18 protein-coding genes and 1 pseudogene are annotated in these 19,474 nt (G+C 47.9%); 16 read left to right on the top strand and 3 right to left on the bottom strand.

Features of this window, described 5'->3' with window-relative positions; translation table 11 throughout:
• Positions 1-40: 40 nt before the first annotated feature.
• From FND36_07245 to FND36_07310, 14 genes and pseudogenes are all read left to right on the top strand, one after another.
• Positions 41-991 (top strand): ornithine cyclodeaminase family protein, encoded by a 951-nt coding sequence (locus tag FND36_07245; protein QDW73849.1) that lies wholly within the window; start codon positions 41-43, stop codon positions 989-991.
• A gap of 3 nt (positions 992-994) precedes the next feature.
• Positions 995-1,369: a regulator gene (locus FND36_07250; GenBank protein QDW73850.1), complete on the top strand. Its 375-nt coding sequence runs from the start codon at positions 995-997 to the stop codon at positions 1,367-1,369.
• Positions 1,370-1,425: 56 nt separating this feature from the next.
• On the top strand, positions 1,426-2,256 hold the full coding sequence (locus FND36_07255) for an Mrp/NBP35 family ATP-binding protein (GenBank protein ID QDW73851.1): 831 nt from the start codon (positions 1,426-1,428) through the stop codon (positions 2,254-2,256).
• Between the two features lie 230 nt (positions 2,257-2,486).
• Positions 2,487-3,782 (top strand): sugar ABC transporter substrate-binding protein, encoded by a 1,296-nt coding sequence (locus tag FND36_07260; protein QDW73852.1) that lies wholly within the window; start codon positions 2,487-2,489, stop codon positions 3,780-3,782.
• A 63-nt stretch (positions 3,783-3,845) separates the two neighbouring features.
• The gene (locus tag FND36_07265) at positions 3,846-4,730 is read left to right on the top strand and encodes a sugar ABC transporter permease (protein QDW73853.1); all 885 of its coding nucleotides are present in this window, start codon (positions 3,846-3,848) and stop codon (positions 4,728-4,730) included.
• A 12-nt stretch (positions 4,731-4,742) separates the two neighbouring features.
• The gene (locus FND36_07270; GenBank protein ID QDW73854.1) at positions 4,743-5,546 is read left to right on the top strand and encodes a carbohydrate ABC transporter permease; all 804 of its coding nucleotides are present in this window, start codon (positions 4,743-4,745) and stop codon (positions 5,544-5,546) included.
• A gap of 6 nt (positions 5,547-5,552) precedes the next feature.
• Positions 5,553-6,629 (top strand): MtaA/CmuA family methyltransferase, encoded by a 1,077-nt coding sequence (locus FND36_07275; protein QDW73855.1) that lies wholly within the window; start codon positions 5,553-5,555, stop codon positions 6,627-6,629.
• Position 6,630: 1 nt separating this feature from the next.
• Positions 6,631-7,509: a methylcobamide--CoM methyltransferase gene (locus tag FND36_07280; protein ID QDW73856.1), complete on the top strand. Its 879-nt coding sequence runs from the start codon at positions 6,631-6,633 to the stop codon at positions 7,507-7,509.
• Between the two features lie 30 nt (positions 7,510-7,539).
• Complete coding sequence (locus tag FND36_07285) at positions 7,540-8,193, top strand: cobalamin-binding protein (protein ID QDW73857.1); 654 nt, start codon at positions 7,540-7,542, stop codon at positions 8,191-8,193.
• 24 nt (positions 8,194-8,217) lie between these two features.
• The gene (locus tag FND36_07290; protein ID QDW73858.1) at positions 8,218-9,237 is read left to right on the top strand and encodes an MtaA/CmuA family methyltransferase; all 1,020 of its coding nucleotides are present in this window, start codon (positions 8,218-8,220) and stop codon (positions 9,235-9,237) included.
• A gap of 3 nt (positions 9,238-9,240) precedes the next feature.
• Positions 9,241-10,855: pseudogene (locus FND36_07295) on the top strand (DUF4445 domain-containing protein).
• A gap of 112 nt (positions 10,856-10,967) precedes the next feature.
• Complete coding sequence (locus FND36_07300; protein QDW73859.1) at positions 10,968-12,278, top strand: putative DNA modification/repair radical SAM protein; 1,311 nt, start codon at positions 10,968-10,970, stop codon at positions 12,276-12,278.
• Positions 12,275-13,045: a DNA metabolism protein gene (locus FND36_07305; protein ID QDW73860.1), complete on the top strand. Its 771-nt coding sequence runs from the start codon at positions 12,275-12,277 to the stop codon at positions 13,043-13,045. Before FND36_07300 ends, FND36_07305 begins: the two co-directional genes overlap by 4 nt.
• Before the next feature lie 111 nt (positions 13,046-13,156).
• Entirely contained in the window at positions 13,157-15,535 is a 2,379-nt protein-coding gene (locus FND36_07310; protein QDW75571.1) for an ATP-dependent DNA helicase, read from the top strand.
• Positions 15,536-15,610: 75 nt separating this feature from the next.
• Here the strand turns inward: FND36_07310 and FND36_07315 are convergent, their stop codons facing one another.
• The 3 genes from FND36_07315 to FND36_07325 are packed head-to-tail and all read right to left on the bottom strand — an operon-like array spanning position 15,611 to position 17,503.
• Positions 15,611-16,438: a hypothetical protein gene (locus tag FND36_07315; GenBank protein ID QDW73861.1), complete on the bottom strand. Its 828-nt coding sequence runs from the start codon at positions 16,436-16,438 to the stop codon at positions 15,611-15,613.
• Positions 16,432-17,133 (bottom strand): ABC transporter ATP-binding protein, encoded by a 702-nt coding sequence (locus tag FND36_07320; GenBank protein QDW73862.1) that lies wholly within the window; start codon positions 17,131-17,133, stop codon positions 16,432-16,434. The genes FND36_07315 and FND36_07320 overlap by 7 nt, the downstream gene beginning before the upstream one ends.
• 1 nt (position 17,134) lies before the next feature.
• On the bottom strand, positions 17,135-17,503 hold the full coding sequence (locus tag FND36_07325; GenBank protein QDW73863.1) for a GntR family transcriptional regulator: 369 nt from the start codon (positions 17,501-17,503) through the stop codon (positions 17,135-17,137).
• 156 nt (positions 17,504-17,659) lie between these two features.
• Here FND36_07325 and FND36_07330 point away from each other — a divergent pair, with 156 nt between their 5' ends.
• Both FND36_07330 and FND36_07335 read left to right on the top strand, forming a co-directional pair.
• Entirely contained in the window at positions 17,660-18,508 is an 849-nt protein-coding gene (locus FND36_07330) for an HAD-IIA family hydrolase (GenBank protein ID QDW73864.1), read from the top strand.
• Entirely contained in the window at positions 18,505-19,446 is a 942-nt protein-coding gene (locus FND36_07335) for a metallophosphoesterase (protein ID QDW73865.1), read from the top strand. Before FND36_07330 ends, FND36_07335 begins: the two co-directional genes overlap by 4 nt.
• Positions 19,447-19,474: the final 28 nt, after the last annotated feature.

Raw genomic sequence — 19,474 nt, forward strand, 5'->3', positions numbered from 1 at the left:
ACGTATGTAAAAAAAGAATCAGAGAAAGGAAGAAAGACTCATGATTTTACTTGGAAAAGAAGAAATTGAAAAACTGGCGGACCGGAATCAGATGATGGATGAGATCGAACATGCCTATCAGATCATTCGGAGTGGAGAATACTATGTCCCCAACCGGCCTACCGTGGAACACGAGAACAAGACCCTGATGTATATGCCCTGTTATACGAAAGAGGCCATTGGGACCAAGATCCTGACTATTTTCCCGGATAACGCGAAGCTAGGGCTCCCTTCTATTGATGGGGTAGTATTGCTGAATGACCCAGTGACTGGGGCGCCGCAGGCGATTTTAGACGGTCAGGCGGTGACGGCCTGGAGAACCGGAGCGGTAGGAGGCGTGGGAATCCGGCATCTTGCCCGCAAAGACTGTCATACGGTAGGAATTGTGGGAGCCGGGGTGCAGGGGTTCTATCAGGCTCTTTATGCCTGCGCGGCCAGAGAGATCCATACTGTTTACTTATTCAGCCACAGCGGCAGAGATCTGACGGAATATATGGACAGATTGGAAAAAGCTATTGCGGATCCCAAGGTAAAGGTAGTACAATGTAGTACAGCGGAAGAGTTAGCGGCAAACAGCGATATTATCTGCACGACCACCCCTTCCGCTGCGCCAGTGCTCCCTAATGACCGGGAGCTTCTAAGAGGAAAATGCATCATTGCCATTGGTTCCTATACGCCGGATATGCGGGAAATCCCGGATGCGGTGTGGGACCTGGTAGACCGGGTCTATGTGGAGCTTCCTTACGCCTGTGAGGAAAGCGGAGACTTAAGTCAGCCTCTGAAAGAGGGAAGGCTTCGGAAGGAGCAGGTGGTATTGATGAGCGATTATCTGGCGTCAGGGGAAACAATAGAAGAAGCCGCCAAAGAGACTACCTATTTTAAATCTGTAGGGATGGGTCTTTTTGATATCTGTATCGCGCAAATTTTATTAAATCAAGCAAAGGAGAGGTAGATCATGAAAGTAGTAGCGACAGAAAAAGCGCCGGCAGCACTTGGCCCTTACTCACAGGGATATGTAAGCGGAGGAGTTTTCTATAGCGCGGGACAGCTTGGAGCAGATCCGGCCACCGGAAATCTGGCGGAAGGCATCGAAGGTCAGGCGGACCAGGCATGCCGGAATGTGGGAGCTGTGCTGGAGGCAGCAGGGACATCCTTTGACAAGGTTGTAAAGACCACCTGCTTCCTGGCGGACATGGGAGATTTTGCGGCATTTAATGAAGTGTACGCAAAATATTTTACTTCAAAGCCAGCCAGAAGCTGTGTGGCAGTAAAAACACTTCCGAAAAACGCGCTCTGTGAGATCGAAGTGATCGCGGCGGCGGAAGAGTAAGAGAAGAAATAGGGGCCGGAGATGCTCCGGCTATAGACAGAAAAGAGGTAAGAAATATGGCAGAGCAGCAAAACGGGTGCTCACCCTCCGACTGTGCCGGGTGCGCCCATGCGGATACCTGCAGCAGCAAGCCCCAGGACCTTAGGAAACCGGCGAACGCGTTTTCTCATATCAATAAGGTGATCGCAGTGGTCAGCGGGAAGGGCGGTGTTGGAAAATCTATGGTAACCGCTTCTCTGGCAAGGATGATGCGGGAACAGGGATTCTCCGTAGGAATCCTGGACGCGGATATCACTGGACCTTCCATCCCCAAGATGTATGGTATTCATGAGACCGCGCAGGGGACGGAGGACGGCATTTTTCCAAGCGAGGCAAAAGACGGCACCAAGATCATGTCGGTGAACCTTCTGCTTCCTCATGAATCCGATCCGGTGATCTGGAGAGGTCCTATTATCGCAAACGTAGTAACGCAGTTCTGGACCGATGTAATGTGGGGAGAATTAGACTATCTGTTTGTAGATATGCCTCCAGGAACCGGAGATGTACCGTTGACGGTGTTCCAGTCTCTTCCGGTAGACGGCGTGGTGATTGTTACATCTCCACAGGATCTGGTACAGATGATTGTTAAGAAAGCCTATAATATGGCGAAACAGATGAACATTCCGGTATTAGGCGTGGTAGAAAATTACAGTTATCTGATCTGTCCTGACTGTGGAAAGAAGATTTCTGTTTTTGGAGAAAGCCACATTGAAGAGGCGGCGAAAGAACTGGATCTTCCAGTGCTTGGAAAGATGCCTATTGATACAAAGCTTGCGGAGGCTGTAGAACAAGAGCGTTTTTACGAAATCAGCAATGAGTATCTTGCGGCGGCAGTGAATAAATTGTAGGAAATGTTTTTTAATATAATCTTTTCATAAAAGATTGGAAAAGTGTGTAGGTTAGTAATTCAAAAACTTACACACTTTTTTTGTCGAAAGTTTGATTTGTTTCAAAAAAATTTATAGACATTTTGTATAAGCCATATCTATTTATGAATATTTTCGATTTGCCCTTTTTCTATCTCGCATACTATAATAAGCTAGATTCGTGAATTTTTACTAAATAAAGGAGAAAAAGTATGAAAAAGAAATTGATTAGCGCCCTCCTTTGCGCCGCTTTGGTTGCCGGGATGGCTGCTGGCTGTGGGAGCGGCGGTGATGAGGAGGAAAATGGAGGGAAAGAAACCTTATCCGTATGGATTCCGCCATTGGATGATGAAACGGAGAAAAACTATGTTCCTCTTCTTGACAAGTTTGAGGAAGAAAACAACTGTGAATTAGAATTCCAGATCATTCCCTGGGATACGTATGAGGAAAAATATATGACAGCGATCAACGCGGATAAAGGGCCTGATGTTGGATATATGTATGTAGAAATGTTTCCTACATATATTGATTCCGGAGCAGTTGTGGATATGGAAGAATATCTGACAGAAGAGGATTATGAGAAATATATTTATTTGGAGAAGGGACAGATGATGGGAGGTACCTACGGTTTCCCATTTAGTACCGGAAATCCTTTTATCCTGTATTATAATGAAGATATTCTTGAGAGTCTTGGCGAAGAGCCGCCGGAAACCTGGGAGGACTTCAAACGAATCTGTGAGAAAGCGACTCAGGACACCGATGGAGATGGTAAGATCGATCAATATGGATATGCGGCAGGATTTAATAATGGAGATATGAGTCCTTTATATCTTTTGAACTCTTATTATTATAGTCTTATCTGGCAGAATGGAACAGATATTTACAATGATGACCTGAAATCTGTGCGATTTAATGATGAAGCGGGTGTAGAAGCAGTAGAGTTTCTGCAGAGTCTGACACCTTATATGCCGGAAGACTATATGTCACTTGCCGCGACCGATGCGTTCTCTAGTGTGTTTGGCGGCGGACATGCTGCTTTTGCCTGCGCACGGGCGATGCAGGCGCAGACAGAATCTTTTGAGGAGACTTATCCAGATCTGCACTGGAATTATGTAACTTCTTTGAAAAATAAGCAGTATGGGACCTTTGGAGCTGCGGACTGTTTAACACTGATGTCGTCCTGCGAGAACAAAGAACTGGCCATGGATTTGATTCGTTATATGGCAGGCACGGAGGTTATGAGCGAATATCATAAGATTCATTTTGGGGCGCCTACGACTGTAGATGAGCCATATCAAGGGGATGAAAAACTGGAGCGGATTCTGACAGAAGACCGCGATAAATGGCGTCCTCTGCAGGCCGGCCCCTGTGGCTCTGATATCCTTTTGAATCTTACCTCCCAGCTGCAGGCTGTTATGGGCGGTGATAAAGATGCCCAGACCGCTATGGATGAGGCGGCGGATTATGCAAATGATCTTTTGGATGAATACTGGGCTGACAAGGAATAGAATATCATAGCAAAGGTGCCTGTGGGATACCGCAGGCGTCTTTGCGTAATCCAGGAGGTAACGATGGCAGGAAAGAAAACCAAATATTCACCCGCAGCATATGGATATATTGCGCCGATCTCGATCATCCTGATCGTGTTTGTCGGGATATCCTTAATATTATCTGTGGTGTTGAGCTTTTCGAAATACAATATTTTGCTTCCCCCAGAATTTAACGGAATAGAAAATTATCATCGCCTGCTTACAGATCAAAAGTTTTTGACAGCCTTGACCAATACATTAAAGCTTTTGGTATATATCGTCCCGCTCCAGACGGTGTTGGCGTTGGTGGTCTCCGCTGTGATTACTTCCAGAAGACATACTTTTCTTGGAAAACTGGCAAATATTGTAATCTTTATCCCCGTATTGTCTTCGAACGCGGTGGTGGGCACAATATGGAAAGCTATTTTAAACGGACATGTAGAGGCGGTAGAAAATTTGTTTTCTTTTTTTGGAATTAACTGCTCTATGCTCCTAGGTGATGCGGACAGCGCGCTTCTTACGGTCGCTATGGTGTCTGTCTGGAAATCTTTAGGATATTATTCCGTATTATATATATCGGCTTTGATCAGTATCCCGGATAACTATTATGAGGCGGCAAAGGTTGACGGGGCTGGCCGGCTGGCCCGTTTTTTCTACATCACGCTTCCGATGCTCAAACCAACTACTATCCTGGTTGTGTTCCTTGGGGTTACATCTTCCCTGCAGTGTTTCGATATCATTTATAATCTGACCGGCGGCGGACCAGCCATGGGAACGACAACGCTGGTTTTTTATGCTTATGATCTTTGTTATAAGTCTGCAAGAGCCGGATATGCTATGACAGTCTCAAATATGCTGTTTTTGCTGATCCTGATTACGGTCATCGCACAAAGAAGATTTATGCGGCGGGATGTTTCAGAAATATAGGAGGAAAATGGGATGAAATATGTAGAAAAGTATGTCGGAGGCTTGATCCTCCTGATTGTGATCGCAGTCAGCATCCTGCCATTTATTTATATGCTCATTATGTCTTTTAAGGATACATTGAGCGCATATAACTTTAATCTAGATGGGCTGACCCCAGAAAATTATGTAAAAATTTTTCATACGGCAGAATTTGGTCGCTATTTTTTTAACAGTGCATTTGTAGCACTGGCCGGGGTTGTGCTGGCTGTTGTTGTAAGCTGTCTTGCGGGCTATGCTTTTGCAAAGCTAAAGTTTCCGGGGAATGATCTGATTTTTTTCTTGTTGATCATGACGCTGATTATTCCCTCGGAAGTTATCATTGTTCCGCTGTATCTGATCATGAAGAATCTGGATTGGCTGAATACCTATCAGGCATTGATACTTCCGCTGCCTACAGCGCTTGGGACTTTTATTATGCGGCAGGCGATTCTCGCAGTGCCTAATGAACTATTGGATGCCGCGAAGATAGAAGGCTGTTCCAATACCAGAATACTCTGGAAAATCATTATTCCATTGATCAAACCGTCTATTTTGACTCTTTCCATATTTACATTTGTGGGCGCGTGGAATAATTTCTTATGGCCTTTGGTAGTAAGCACAGAAAGTGAGATGATGACGCTTCCTTTGATCTTAAGCACGACGAAGACACAGTTTGAACCTAATATTGGTCTGACGATGGCGTGTGCCGCGGTCAACTTTCTGCCGCCTTTTATCTTCTATATTCTGCTTCAGAGTAAGTTCAAAGAAGGCGTTGTATTAACCGGCATGAAAGGATAAAAAAGTATGATAGAAAAGCATCTATTAGACGAAATGACGCCTGTAGAGCGAAGAAAAGCTATCCAAAGCGGGAAACCTTTCGATCGGTTCCCCTGTATTCCAGCTATGGGCGAATTTAAAACACAGATCAGCCATGTTTCTATCTATGATATGTGGCACGATTCTGAAAAGTTAGCCACGATGGAGCTGGCCGCTTTTCAGCGTTTTGGACATGATCAACTGATGATAGGCCCAAACTCCTACGGCATTGCTGATGCTCTCGGCGCTGAGGTGAAATATCCGCTTCAGCAGCTCCCTTATATTCAGCGGCCTTCCTTGGATACTTTGGACAAGGTTCGCGCATTGGAGCCAGTGGATCTGCGAAAACATCCGCGTATCCAGATGTTTTTTCAAGCGGCCGCGATATTAGAAAAAGAAGCGGTTTCAGTCGTACCTGTCGTTGCAAGTGCTGGAGGTCCTATGACAATCGCATCATATCTGCGTGGAGTAGAGGCATTGCTTCGGGATTGTTACAAAGCGCCGAAAGAAGTCCATCATCTTCTGCGTGTAGTTACGGAAACAGAAAAGAGCAGTATTCGCGCGATGGCAGAATATGGACTGGGGACTGCTTTTGCGGATCCTGTCGCTAACCCAGAACTTCTGGGGCCGAGATATTATAAAGAATTTGCCTTTCCTTATATGAAAGAACTGACGGATTACGCTTATGAAGTAAGCGGTAGGAAGCCAACACTCCACATGTGTGGGAAAACTTATCGTATCTGGGAATATTTCCGTCAGTTCCAGATTGATAGTATAAGCCTGGACAATCTGATCGACCTGTCCAGAGCAAGAGACGAGCTTTCAGATGTGCTCCGCATCGCAGGGAATGTCCCTCCTGTGGATGTGATTATGTGCGGAGACAAAGAGGATATTTTTGAGTCTGTTAAACAATGTTTTGCGATAGGAAGGCAGATGAAAAAGGGATATGTACTGTGTTCGGGCTGTGAAATCCCTTATGGAACTGATCCGCAGAAAGTAGATTGGTTCATGGAGGCGGCAAGGATCTACGGGAGATGGGAAGAGAAAGACAGAGAAAGGAATTAAAATGGGAGAGATCAAAGATTTTCATTGTACCTATGACAATTCAGCCGGAATCAACGGGGATGTGACAACGGGGCTTGGCCTGACTTTCCCGGACGCCTATCTGCGCCATGAGACGATGGCCCGGCTTTCAAAGGCGTTAAAAGCCCATGATAAGGCGGTGTTCTGCGAACTGCCTTTCTGCCATACCGTTGAGGCGGAGGCACTGGGAGGGATCGTGAATTACGGTGATGAGAAAACTGGGCCAAGAGCCGGAGCATATATCTGTAATTCTTTGGAAGAAGTTCTGAAACTGCCTTCCATGGATCTGACTCAGGGAAGGATCCGCGAGGTCCTGCTGGCCTGCAGGGAACTGAGCGGCCAGGGAGAGCATGTGGTGCTGCAGGTGTCCGGTCCGTTTACGATTTTAAATGGACTGTTGGATGCGAAATATGTATTTAAGGGATGGAGAAAAGAACCGGAGCTTATGAAAGAAATCTTTTGGAAGCTTGGAGGGGAGTGCTTAAGATTTATGGAGGAGGCAAAAGGGCACGGAGTGGAATTTATCAGCTATGCGGATTCCGCCGGGGGAGTCTCGATTCTGGGGCCTAAAATGACAGCCCAGGTAATGGAGGCATTTACTTATGGTTTCCTCAAAGAGGCAGAAAAGCTTGCTGACGAACGGACGATGATCCTTTTGTGCCCAAAGACTACATTAGCCCTTCTTGGCACAGGGAGAGGCAAATTTGTGGATCGGCTTTTGAGCGGTCCAATGAGCTATGGAGAAGGATGCATCGAGATGCTTGGGAAATCGGCTATGGCAGGCCAGATGTGCATCAAAAATATCGGATACCGATTGGAAAATGCGGTCTTTAAAGAAGTAAAACTGATCGAAGGAGCATGATCGGGCAAAAGAGAAAGGAAAGAGGAGAAAATGGGAACCCAAAAAGAAGAATTACTGAAGCGCCTTTCCGATGATGTGTTGGAAATGGAAGAAGAGGATGTGGCGGAAGCGGCCAGAGAATATCTGGAAGCAGGATATCCGGCTCTGGACGCGATCATGGAAGGTCTGGTGGATGGAATGGATCGGGCAGGTCAGCTTTATGAAGAGGAGGAATACTTTGTCACCGACCTGCTGTTGTGTTCGGATGCGATGTATGCCGGCCTGGAGATTTTAAAACCATACCTGCCGGATCATTCAGGGGATCAAAAGATCAAAGGAGTCATTGGCGTAGTGGAAGGAGATACCCACGATATTGGAAAGAATTTGGTAAAGATCATGATGGAGACGGCAGGATTTGAGATGATCGACCTGGGCAGGGACGTGCCTTTGCAGAAATTTGTTGATACAGCCAGAGAGGAGAAGGCGAAACTGGTGTGTTTGTCTACACTGATGACCACTACGATGGGGGGAATGGAGACGGTGATCCGTCTGCTGGAGGAAGCCGGAATCCGGGATCAGGTAAAGGTGATGATCGGAGGAGGGCCTATTTCTCAGAAATACGCGGATAAGATCGGAGCGGACGGTTATTCCCAGAACGCCGCTGAAGCGGTGAAGCTGGCAAAAAGTCTTCTGGATATCGCCTGATCAGTCATAGATAGGAGAAGAAAAATGTTGACACCAAAAGAACGACTGAGCCGGATAGTTGCGGGAGAAAAGGCAGATCGTCCCGCCTGTATCTGTCCTGGCGGTATGATGAACATGGTTACGACTGATCTGATGGAAGCAGTCAGGACCTATCTGCCAGAAGCTCACACCGATGCCCGGAAGATGGCGGATCTGGCTAAAGCAGTGTTTGAGGAAGGCTGTTTTGAAAACTGCGGAGTGCCATTTTGCATGACGGTAGAGGCGGAAGAGATGGGCGCCAGAGTGGATCTGGGGTCCCAAATCCATGAGCCGCACGTGATTGGCTATATCATGAGCACCGTCAGCGATTATAAAAGGCTGAAGCCGATAAATCTTCATAAGGGAAGAGTTAAAGTGGCGCTGGAGGCAATCCGTATTTTGAAAAAGGAGACAACGGATGTGCCCATTGTTGGCAACCTGACCGGACCGATCAGTGTTGCCAGTTCTTTGATGGAGCCAGTGGTCTTTTATAAAGAACTGAGGAAAAAGCGGGAAGAGGCCCATGCGTTTCTTTCTTTTGTCACAGACCAGCTTATTTCTTTTGGAAGAGCGCAGGTGGCGGCCGGGGCGGATGTGATCGCGATCTCTGACCCAAGCGGAACAGGAGAGATCCTGGGCCCGAAGTATTTTGAGGAATTTGCGGTGACGTATATTAATCGCCTGCTGGAAGGACTTCCAAAAGAGAAAATGGGGACGATCGTCCATATCTGCGGTCAGATGCAGCCGGTATATCGGGAAGTAGATAAGATTCGAAGCAATGCTCTGAGTTTTGATTCTATCGTATCCATGAAAGAGGCAAAGAAAAGGCTTCCGGGCCGTGTGCTGATGGGAAATGTAAGTACTTACGCCTTAGAGTTTGGAACGCCGGAACGGGTGGGAATATTGACAAAAAGCTGTATCGAGGCCGGATCTGATATCCTTTCACCAGCCTGCGGGCTGGGAATGCGCTCACCCCTCGCTAATGTGAAGGCGATTCTGGCGGCCCTGGAACAGAAGGGAGTTTGAACCATGGCCAAGATCAGGATCGCGCAAAGCGAACAGACCATTTTCTGCCGGGAGGGGGAGAACCTTATGGAAGTCCTTCTTGGGGCGGGGGTTTTTGTAGATAATCCGTGCAACGGTAAGGGGATTTGCGGAAAATGTAAAGTAAAGATATCAGAAGGAAGAGTTTCCCCCTGCACACAGACAGAGATGGAGCATATCGGCAAGGAGGAGAGAGAGGGAGGCATCCGCCTCTCCTGCATGACCCAGATCTTTGGAGACCTGGAGGTGGAACTGGTCCGTCAGGAGAGGGACTGTCACATCCTGGATCAAGGCTTTCTGCCGGAATTTCATCGGGACAGGGTCGAAGAAGGATACGGGATGGCGGTAGATATTGGAACAACTACCGTGGTAACATCTCTGATAGATTTGAAGACGGGAGAGGAAATCGGAACCGCTTCCCGGATCAATGCGCAAAAGCAGTATGGATTGGATGTGCTTACCAGGATCACTTATGAACAGGAACACGGGGAGGCGGGAATCCAAGACTTACAGAACGCCATTGTAGGAGCATTGAATGAAATGATCCTGGAGATGTGCCGGAAGGCGGCGATCACCCCGGCGCAGATCCGGGAGATTGATATCAGCGCTAACTGTACGATGATGCACATGCTTCTGGGAGTGGATGCAAGATCCATTGGGCGAGCGCCGTATCAGCCCGGGTTCCTGGATGCAAAGACCCTGAAGGCTGCCGATATCGGCCTGAAAGCTGGGAAAGATACAGTTCTCTATTGTCTGCCCCAGGTTTCCGCCTATATTGGCGCGGATATCGTAGCGGGAGCTTATGTCTGTCAGCTTTCCAAGGCCTCCGGCAATGTGCTGTTTATCGATATCGGCACAAACGGGGAAATAGTCCTGGCCAGCGGGGGCAGGCTTTTGTGCTGTTCCTGCGCGGCCGGTCCCGCATTGGAAGGGATGAATATCAGCGCCGGGATGCGGGCGGAGGAAGGCGCTGTTGAAGAAGTGGAAATTACAGAAGCTGGCGTCCGGCTTACGACCATTGGGAACGCTTCCCCAAGAGGGATCTGCGGCAGCGGGATATTGGCGGTGCTGCGTGAACTTCTTAGGACTGGCTTGGTAAAAAAGTCAGGAGTTTTCATAAAGATGGAGAGTGTTCCAGAAGAGGACTGCCGAAAAAAAACTGCTGCGGGCGAAAGGAACAAAGCGAGAATTTGTTCTTTGCCAAGAGCCGGAACTTGTTGTGACTCAGAGGGATATCCGGCAGGTCCAGCTTGCGAAGGGAGCGATCCTGTCTGGTTTCACAGCTTTGCTCGACCAGGCGGGCCTTCGAATGGAAGAGCTAGATCTGGTGCTGGTGGCTGGTCAGTTCGGCGCCCATCTTCCGGCAGAGTCTCTGGCAGGCACAGGGATTCTGCCGCGGGAAGTGCGGGAGAAGATTGTTTATGTAGGAAACTCTTCGAAAAACGGGGCTTATATGGCGCTTTTGTCGCAGAAGGCCAAGACGGATATGGAAGAATTGGCTAAGACAATGGAATATCAGGAATTAGCGGAGCTCCCAGGATATGAGAGGATTTTCGCAGAGTGCATGATGTTTCCGGAGTGGTTAGAAACAGGAACGTAAAAAAAGATTGACGAAGAGAACGTATGTTTGTATAATGATTATATCGAACATATGTTCTTTTTTAGTGGAAATTTAGTTGGAAATATTCTGTGATACTGGGAAGGGGAAGAGTATGCGGATCCAGAAAGAAAAGACCTTATATGAAAAATTGACGATCCTGACGGATGCTGCCAAATACGATGTGGCCTGCACCTCCAGCGGCACTTCCAGAAAAGGAGACGGAACAGGTATGGGAAATTGTGAGCAGGCGGGCATCTGCCACAGCTTTTCAGCAGATGGACGCTGTATTTCCCTTCTTAAGATTTTATTTACGAATGAGTGTATCTATGACTGCAAATACTGCATTAACCGCAGGACCAATGATGTGGAGCGGGTTTCTTTCACACCGGATGAAATCTGCCGGCTCACCATGGAATTCTACCGGAGAAATTATATTGAAGGCTTATTCTTAAGTTCCGGAGTCCTGATAAGTCCTGATTATACAATGGAACTGATCTATGCCGCTTTGTATAAACTGCGGAAAGAATACCATTTCCAAGGATATATCCATGTGAAGGCAATCCCTGGAGCCAGCCAGGAGCTGATCCAGAGGACTGGGTTCCTGGCGGACCGGATGAGCGTCAATTTAGAACTGCCTACGGCGGAGGGCCTGCGGCTGCTGGCGCCCCACAAGACCAGAGAGAAGATTTTGACCCCAATGCGTCTCATTCAGGACCGCAGCCGGGAAAATAAGCAAGAACTGCAGATTTACCGCAGCGCGCCTCGGTTTGTTCCGGCGGGGCAGAGCACTCAGATGATCATCGGGGCTACACCGGAGACGGATTATCAGATCATCCAGGTGGCGGAGAGCCTTTATAAGAAATTTGAATTAAAGCGGGTTTTTTACTCCGCCTTTATCCATGTCAATGAGGATAAAGACCTTCCCGCCAGGACAGATGGAGGCCCTCCTCTCCTGAGGGAGCACAGGCTGTATCAGGCGGATTGGCTGCTGCGTTATTATCATTTTCAGGCGGAAGAACTGCTCTCGGAAGAGACCCCTAATTTCAACGTCCTGTTTGATCCAAAGTGCAACTGGGCCTTAAAGCATTTGGACTGTTTCCCGGTGGAAGTCAACCGGGCGGATTACCGGACGCTGCTGCGGGTCCCAGGCATCGGATATAAGTCGGCCCAGCGCATTGTGAAAGCAAGGCGGCTTGGGAATTTGGATTTCCCGGATATTAAGAAGATGGGAGTTGTGTTGAAAAGAGCGCAGTATTTCATTACCTGCGCAGGCCGGATGCTTTATCCGGTGAAGATGGAAGAGGACAGCATCACTCGGAATCTCCTTTCGGCAGGAGAAAAACTTCCCAGAGAAGTGAGGGAAATGGGGTACCGGCAGCTTTCGCTTTTTGACGATGTACGGTTTTTGGGAGGAATTTCATGAAGACGGTTTATATATGTACAGACACGGTAACGGGTATTTTTTCCGCTGTCTACGATGCCTGGAATCCCGCAAGAAAGGGACAGGAATGTGGGATTGCGCTGAATGGGCAGGTGGAAGCCTGTCTGTTTTGCGAATATACAGAGGTAGAGGAGACCGCTCATAAGGCGGAAGCCGTGGCCAGATTGATCCGATGCCATCTGGGAAGTACCGCTTATCAGGAGATTTCCCAGGCGGTCCTGTCCTATGACGGGCGGAAAGGAGACGCGATCCTCCAGACTATGCTGGAGGCAAGGAAGCTTCCAGACAGCGGCAGGATCATGGAGCATTTGAGCAATCCATGGGTAGGACAGGTTTTTGAGATGAGCCGTCAGGTGGGATGCGAAGCCCATCATCTGAAGGGGTTTCTCCGGTTCCGTGAGTTGGATAACGGGATTCTTTACGGGGAGATCGCGCCCAGATCACAAGTGCTGTCCTGCCTGGCGCCTCATTTTGCCGACCGGCTTCCAAAAGAGAACTGGATGATCCGCGATCTGAATTATCAGATGCTGGCTGTTCATGAAGCGGGAAAGCAATGGGTGCTGGTATGGGATCAGGAAATGGAAGAGGAGAAACTGAGCGTTCTGTCCGGAGAGGAGGAGAAATACGCCAGACTGTGGAAGGATTTTTGTCAGGCAATTTCTATTGCTTCCAGAGAGAATCCCAAGTGCCAGCTTCATAATCTGCCTCTAAGGTTCCGGCCCTATATGACAGAGTTTGAAAGGCGGTGACGGAAGGTTTCTTGTGCCTTTTGGCGTCCGGGTGTATAATGTGGTATCATGATCTGCAGAACGAAGGAGCGGAAGAGACGGAGCCGCAGAAACCGCGGGGAGAGGAAAACGATAGACATGGAACAGCCACATGTAAGAATATCCGTGCGCGCACTGGTAGAATTTATCCTGCGCGGCGGTGATATCGACAATCGAATGGGCGGAATGGATAAAGAGGCCATGCTGCTGGGAGCAAAGCTGCACCGAAAGATCCAAAGGAGTATGGGAGCAGGATATCACCCGGAAGTCTCTCTGCGATTTGAGGTTCCCTGTAAGGAATTTGTGCTGGAGATCGAAGGCAGGGCAGATGGCGTATGGAAAACCCCAAAAGGAGTGGTGATCGATGAAATCAAAGGGAGCTTCAAAGAACTTTCCCTTTTGGAAGAACCGGTGGAGGTCCATTTAGCCCAGGCCCGATGTTATGCGTATATCTATGCTCAGCAGAATGGTTTGTCGGAGATCGGCGTTCAGATGACCTACTGTCATTTGGAGACTGAGGAATTGAAACGGTTTCAAAGCGTGTACGCCATACAGGAGCTGAAGACCTGGTTTTATGAGTTGGCGGGGAAGTATGAAAAATGGGCCCGGTACCGAATTCAATGGGAGAAGAAGCGGAATCAGTCTATCCAGAAGGTGGAGTTTCCTTTCCCATACCGGGAAGGCCAGCGCAAACTGGTCGCTTCTGTTTACCGCACGATCCAGCAGAAAAAGGAATTATTCATCCAAGCGCCTACAGGAGTAGGAAAGACTATGGCTTGTGTTTTCCCGGCGGTGCGTGCAGTAGGAGAAGGGCTGGGAGAGAAGATCTTCTATCTGACGGCAAAGACCATCACCCGCACGGTGGCATGGCAGGCTTTTGAGATCTTGAAGGAACAGGCATTGCGGATGAAAGTACTGGTGCTGACTGCTAAGGAGAAGATCTGCTTTTGTGAAAAACAAGAGTGTAATCCAGAGGCATGCCCGTATGCTAAGGGACATTTTGACCGGGTCAATGACGCGGTCTATGAGTTGTTGACTTCCTCTGATGAGATGAGTCGGGAGATTGTAGAAGAGCAGGCAAGGAAATGGAAAGTCTGCCCGCATGAGATGAGCTTGGATGTGGCCGAGTGGGTGGATGCGGTCATTTGTGACTATAATTACGTATTTGATCCCAATGCCCATCTTCGGCGTTTCTTTGGAGATGGAATGAAAGGGGAGTATCTGTTTCTCATTGATGAGGCCCATAATCTGGTAGAGCGCGGAAGGGAGATGTACAGCGCCGGGATTTACAAGGAAGATGTGCTGAAGATCAAACGGACGGTGAAAGAAGAAGACGGGAAACTGGCGAAAAGACTGGAAGACTGCAACCGTCAGATGCTGTCTCTTAAACGGGAGTGCGAGGGATGTCAGATCCTGGAAAGCGTATCTTCCCTGTATCTTAAGCTTTTGAATCTGACAGGAGAACTGGAGAGATATTTGGAGGAACACAAAAAGCCAGATGAGAAAAGAGAAGAAGTGCTGGAATTTTATTTTGAGGTGTGCCGGTTCATCAACACTTATGACCGGCTGGACGAAAACTATCTGATCTATTCTGAACTGGAAGAATCGGGAAGATTTCTGATAAGACTTTTCTGCGTCAATCCTTCCAGAAATCTGCAGAGTTTCTTGGAAAAGGGAAGCAGCGCGGTCTTTTTTTCCGCCACTCTGCTTCCAATCCGTTATTATAAGAACCTTTTGAGTACAGAAGAAGAGGTGTACGCCATCTATGCAGAGTCTCCCTTTGATCCGGCGAATCGACTGCTGCTTTTGGGGAAAGACGTCAGCACCAGATATACCCGCAGAGGAGAAGGGATGTATCGCAGATATGCCAGATATCTTCTGGCCGCGGCGGAAGGAAAGCAGGGAAATTATATCGCGTTCTTCCCTTCCTACCGGTTTATGGAAGCGGTCTATGAGGAATTTCAGAAACTTTTGGAAGAATTAAGAGAGGGCGGAACAGGAGAGCGCCAGATTGACTGCGTGATGCAGTCGCAGCATATGACCGAAGAAGCCAGGGAGATCTTCCTGGAGAATTTTGAGGAAGAACGGGACAGGAGTCTGATGGGATTCTGTGTGATGGGAGGCATCTTCGCGGAAGGCATCGATCTTACAGAAGACCGATTGATCGGGGCGGTCATTGTAGGAACGGGACTGCCCCAAGTCTGCCGAGAGAGAGAACTTTTGAAAACTTACTTTGAGGGAAAAGGGCAGAGAGGGTTCGATTATGCTTATCTGTATCCGGGAATGAACAAGGTGCTCCAGTCCGCGGGCAGAGTGATCCGTACCGACGAAGACCGGGGAGTGATCCTGCTTTTGGACGACCGGTTTGGAGATGCGAGATATCAGGAGACCTTTCCGAGAGAGTGGGAGAAGATTGTTCCCTGCAGTCTGTCCGGCGTGAAAGAGAAGTTAAGAGAGTTTTGGGAGACTTGATCCTGTGCGTGGATCTGGATTTTGAACGGTATATAGAAAAGCGGAGCCCGTTGGTCAGGCTCCGCTTTGGTCTTTCTAGGAAAGATTTATTTTCCGGCTGAAGATTTTCCAAGTGATAAGATATAGGATGATCCCTGTAATGACCGACCATACGACTGAAAATTGAATTGTTTTCCCCAGGTATTCGCCCAGATACATAGAAGAAGAGCCGTCTGAAGGCACCAGTGCCTGGGAAGATAATCCAATGACCAGCATGATGGCATAGGAGATCATGGAAAATATCGTGGAAATGGCAAAATAGCACGCCACTGCCCCGATTACACGGTGACTGGAAAAAAGCTGTCCCAGGACAACAGACGCATAGATCATGGCTACCGAAGAAAAGCCTGAGAGAAGACTCAAGATCAGCAGGAAACCAACGATAGCCGGAACAGAAGGAAGGGTGTAAGATCCTGTAAATCCCATGGCTTCCATTACAGCCTCCTTATTATCCTGGAAAAGCTCCATTACATTTGGCGGAAACGCCACAATGTAGATGGAAAGAAGCAAAAGAGCCATATCCACGGCGGTCCAGATACCGCCGGAAATGGTTTTGGCCAGAAGAAGGATTCCCCGGCTCACCGGCAGGGTGTTGGTCAGATATCCTTCATCTGAGAAAAGATTCTTGTAAAACCGGACCGCAACGATGATGGAGGTGGCAAAGCTTGCCCCCATTACGATCAAGGAATAAAGAAGGATGGTAAGAGCCATAAGGATATTGGAACTGTCTTCTACATCCTCTAATTGAATCTGGCCAGTCATAAATATCCGCATCAGAAAAGCGGAAAGCAGCAAGAAAGCATGGACCAGAATCAGCACCTTGCTTGTGGATTTTAAGTCATATTTGATCAGTTTCCCTAACATCTGAACACCTCCCGGAACATTGCATCTACCGATTTTCCCTGCTCGGTGCGGATCTCGTCTACTTCCGCGTTGAGCACGATCTGTCCCTGCCGGATGAAGAGAACCCGGTCCAGAATGTTTTCTACATCGTAAATGAGATGGGTAGAGAGAAGGACGGTTGCTTCATCGTTGTAATTTGCAAGGATCGTACGCAGAATATAATCTCTGGCGGCAGGGTCTACTCCGCCGATGGGTTCATCCAGGATGTAAAGCTTGGCGTCCCGACTCATGACCAACACAAGCTGTACCTTCTCCCGGCTTCCTTTGGAGAGGGTCTTCAGACGGACATTTGGTTCGATTCCCAGATCTTTTAACATCGCATTGGCCCGGTCGGTAGAAAAATCCTCATAAAAATCCGCAAAAAGTCGAATGATCTCCTGGATTTTCATAGAATCATCCAGATACGTACGTTCTGGAAGATAGGAAACGATCTTTTTTGTCTCCGTACCGGGTTCCTTTCCATCGATCAAGATCCTTCCGCTGGTAGGCGCCAAAAGGTCGTTGATCATCTTGATCAAAGTTGTTTTTCCGCTTCCGTTTGGCCCCAGAAGTCCTACGATCTGCCCCCGCTCAAGAGTCAGATTCAGATTGTTCAGGGCATAATATGAACTATGATACTGTTTGGAAAGCCCCTGACATTCTAAAATCGGATTCATGTTATTGTTCCTCCTTTATTGCTTCCTGGATCAGCGCAAGAGTTTCCTCCTTTGGGAAACCAAGCTGTCTCATTTTCTCAAAAAAATCACGGACATGTTCCTGCGCAAGCCGGTTTTTTAATTCCTTTAGCATATGTTTATCCTCCGTAATAAATCTCCCGCTGGTCCGCTGTGAATATACAAGACCGCTCCGTTCCAGCTCGGAGAGCGCTTTCTGCATGGTGTTGGGATTGACAGCGGCGTCAAGAGCCAGTTCCCGTACGGACGGCAGCCGGTCTCCGGGTTTATATGCACCGGAGATGATATCCTGTTGGATCCTTTCCATAAGCTGCAGATAGATCGGTCGGTCGTTTGATAAATCCCATGGCATCGATTTCACCTCGCTTCCGGGTTTTGTATTATCTATATAATACAATAATACGTTAAAATAAGAATGTCAAGAGAAATCAGAAAGATGTATATAGAGTCCTAACATGGATTTTATCAGATTCCTGTAGAAAAGAATAGAAGATATCTGTTATACTGGATGGAAGACGGTAGGAGAAGGAGAAAAGCAGTGCTTCAGGAAAAGAAATATTTTTTGTTTGATATAGACGGCACTTTGGCGGTGGATGATACTTTGTTTGACGGAAGCAGAGAATTGATCGAGTATATCAATGCGGTCGGAGGCAAGTCTTTTTATATTACCAACAATTCTATGAAAAGCAGAAAAGATTATGTGAAGAAATTTGCCAGGTGGGGGATCGAGACAGAGGAGAGCCAGTTTATGACGGCATCTTATGCCGCGTGCCGATATCTGGCCCAGAATTACCAAGGGAAGAAGCTTTTCGTTTTGGGAACGCCTTCTTTTGTGGAGGAAGTAAAAAGCTTTGGCTTGAAAGTGACTGATCAGGCGGAAGAGGATGTGGCCTGTGTGGTAGTGGGTTTTGACAGTACGCTGGATTATCCAAAGGTGGAGAAGGCCTGCCAGCTTTTGTTCCGGCCGGAAGTAGACTACATCGGGACCAATCCGGACCTGCGCTGTCCCACTGCTTATGGTTTTATGCCGGACTGCGGCGGAATCTGTCAGATGCTGAATGTGACCACAGACCGGGAGCCTTTATATATTGGGAAGCCTAATAAAGAAATTGTTTTTATGTGCATGGAACAAGTGGGGGCGGATAAGCGGGAAATATTGGTTGCGGGAGACCGTCTGTATACGGATATTGCCTGTGGGATCAACGCTGGAGTGGAGACTGCTCTGGTATATACAGGAGAGGCAAAAGCAGAAGATCTTGCCAAGACTTCCTATCAGCCCGACTATATTTACCGGAACATTCGGGAATTATATGAAGCTTTTCGCGCGGAACTTGAGAATTCTAAGGCGAGGGAATGAAGGAGGAATACATGAAACGGTTTAAAATATTGGCGGGGAGCTTAGCTTTGCTGGCCTTTTTTGAGAATCTCCGGGAACTTCATGGATTTCAGGTCACAGAGTACGCGATTGCCTCAGAAAAGCTGGCGGATCTGAAGGAAGAAGCAAAGATTTTGTTTTTAAGCGATCTGCACAATCATAGATATGGAAAGGAAAATGAATGGCTGCTGGCGGCAGTCAGAAAGACAGCGCCAGATCTGATCTTGATCGGCGGGGATATGCTGGTAGGGAAAAATGGACATCCTGTTGGACCTGCTCTGGAATTTGTGAAAAAACTTCCTTCCATTGCCCCGGTCTATTATGCCAATGGGAATCATGAACAGCGGATGAAGGAGCATCCAGACAGGTATGAGGAATCTTATTTTGAGTATAAGGAAGCGTTAGAAGATGCCGGGGCAGTATTTCTGGAGAATCAGACGGTGGAGTGCCCTTTGAAAGGAGCCGGCCTTCGCCTTACGGGATTGGAAATCCCGATGGACGGCTATACACGTTTTCATAAGAGGGAATTGGAACAAAGCGAGATCAAAGAGCGGATCGGAGCCTGTGACACAAAAGAATTTTCTATCCTGCTGGCCCATAATCCATCTTATATAGAGGAATATGCGCGGTGGGGAGCGGATCTTATCTTGTCCGGGCATTTTCACGGAGGACTGGTGCGGCTGCCAGGAATCGGCGCGGTACTGTCCCCCAGCTTTCAATTATTCCCTCCGTATTCCGGCGGCAGATATCGGGAAGGAAATCAGGAGATCATTGTGAGCAGGGGCCTAGGAACCCATACGTTTCACATTCGTTTGGGCAATCCGGCGGAAGCTGTTTTGCTCCGGCTGAGAGGAACATCCCGGGATTGTGACGGGAAAGCTTCCGGGAATACTTGTGCAAAAGGAGAAAATCCTGTATAATAATAAAGTTGCCATTAGGAAAGTATGA

The organism is Lachnospiraceae bacterium KGMB03038, assembly GCA_007361935.1.
Taxonomy (GTDB): domain Bacteria; phylum Bacillota; class Clostridia; order Lachnospirales; family Lachnospiraceae; genus Massilistercora.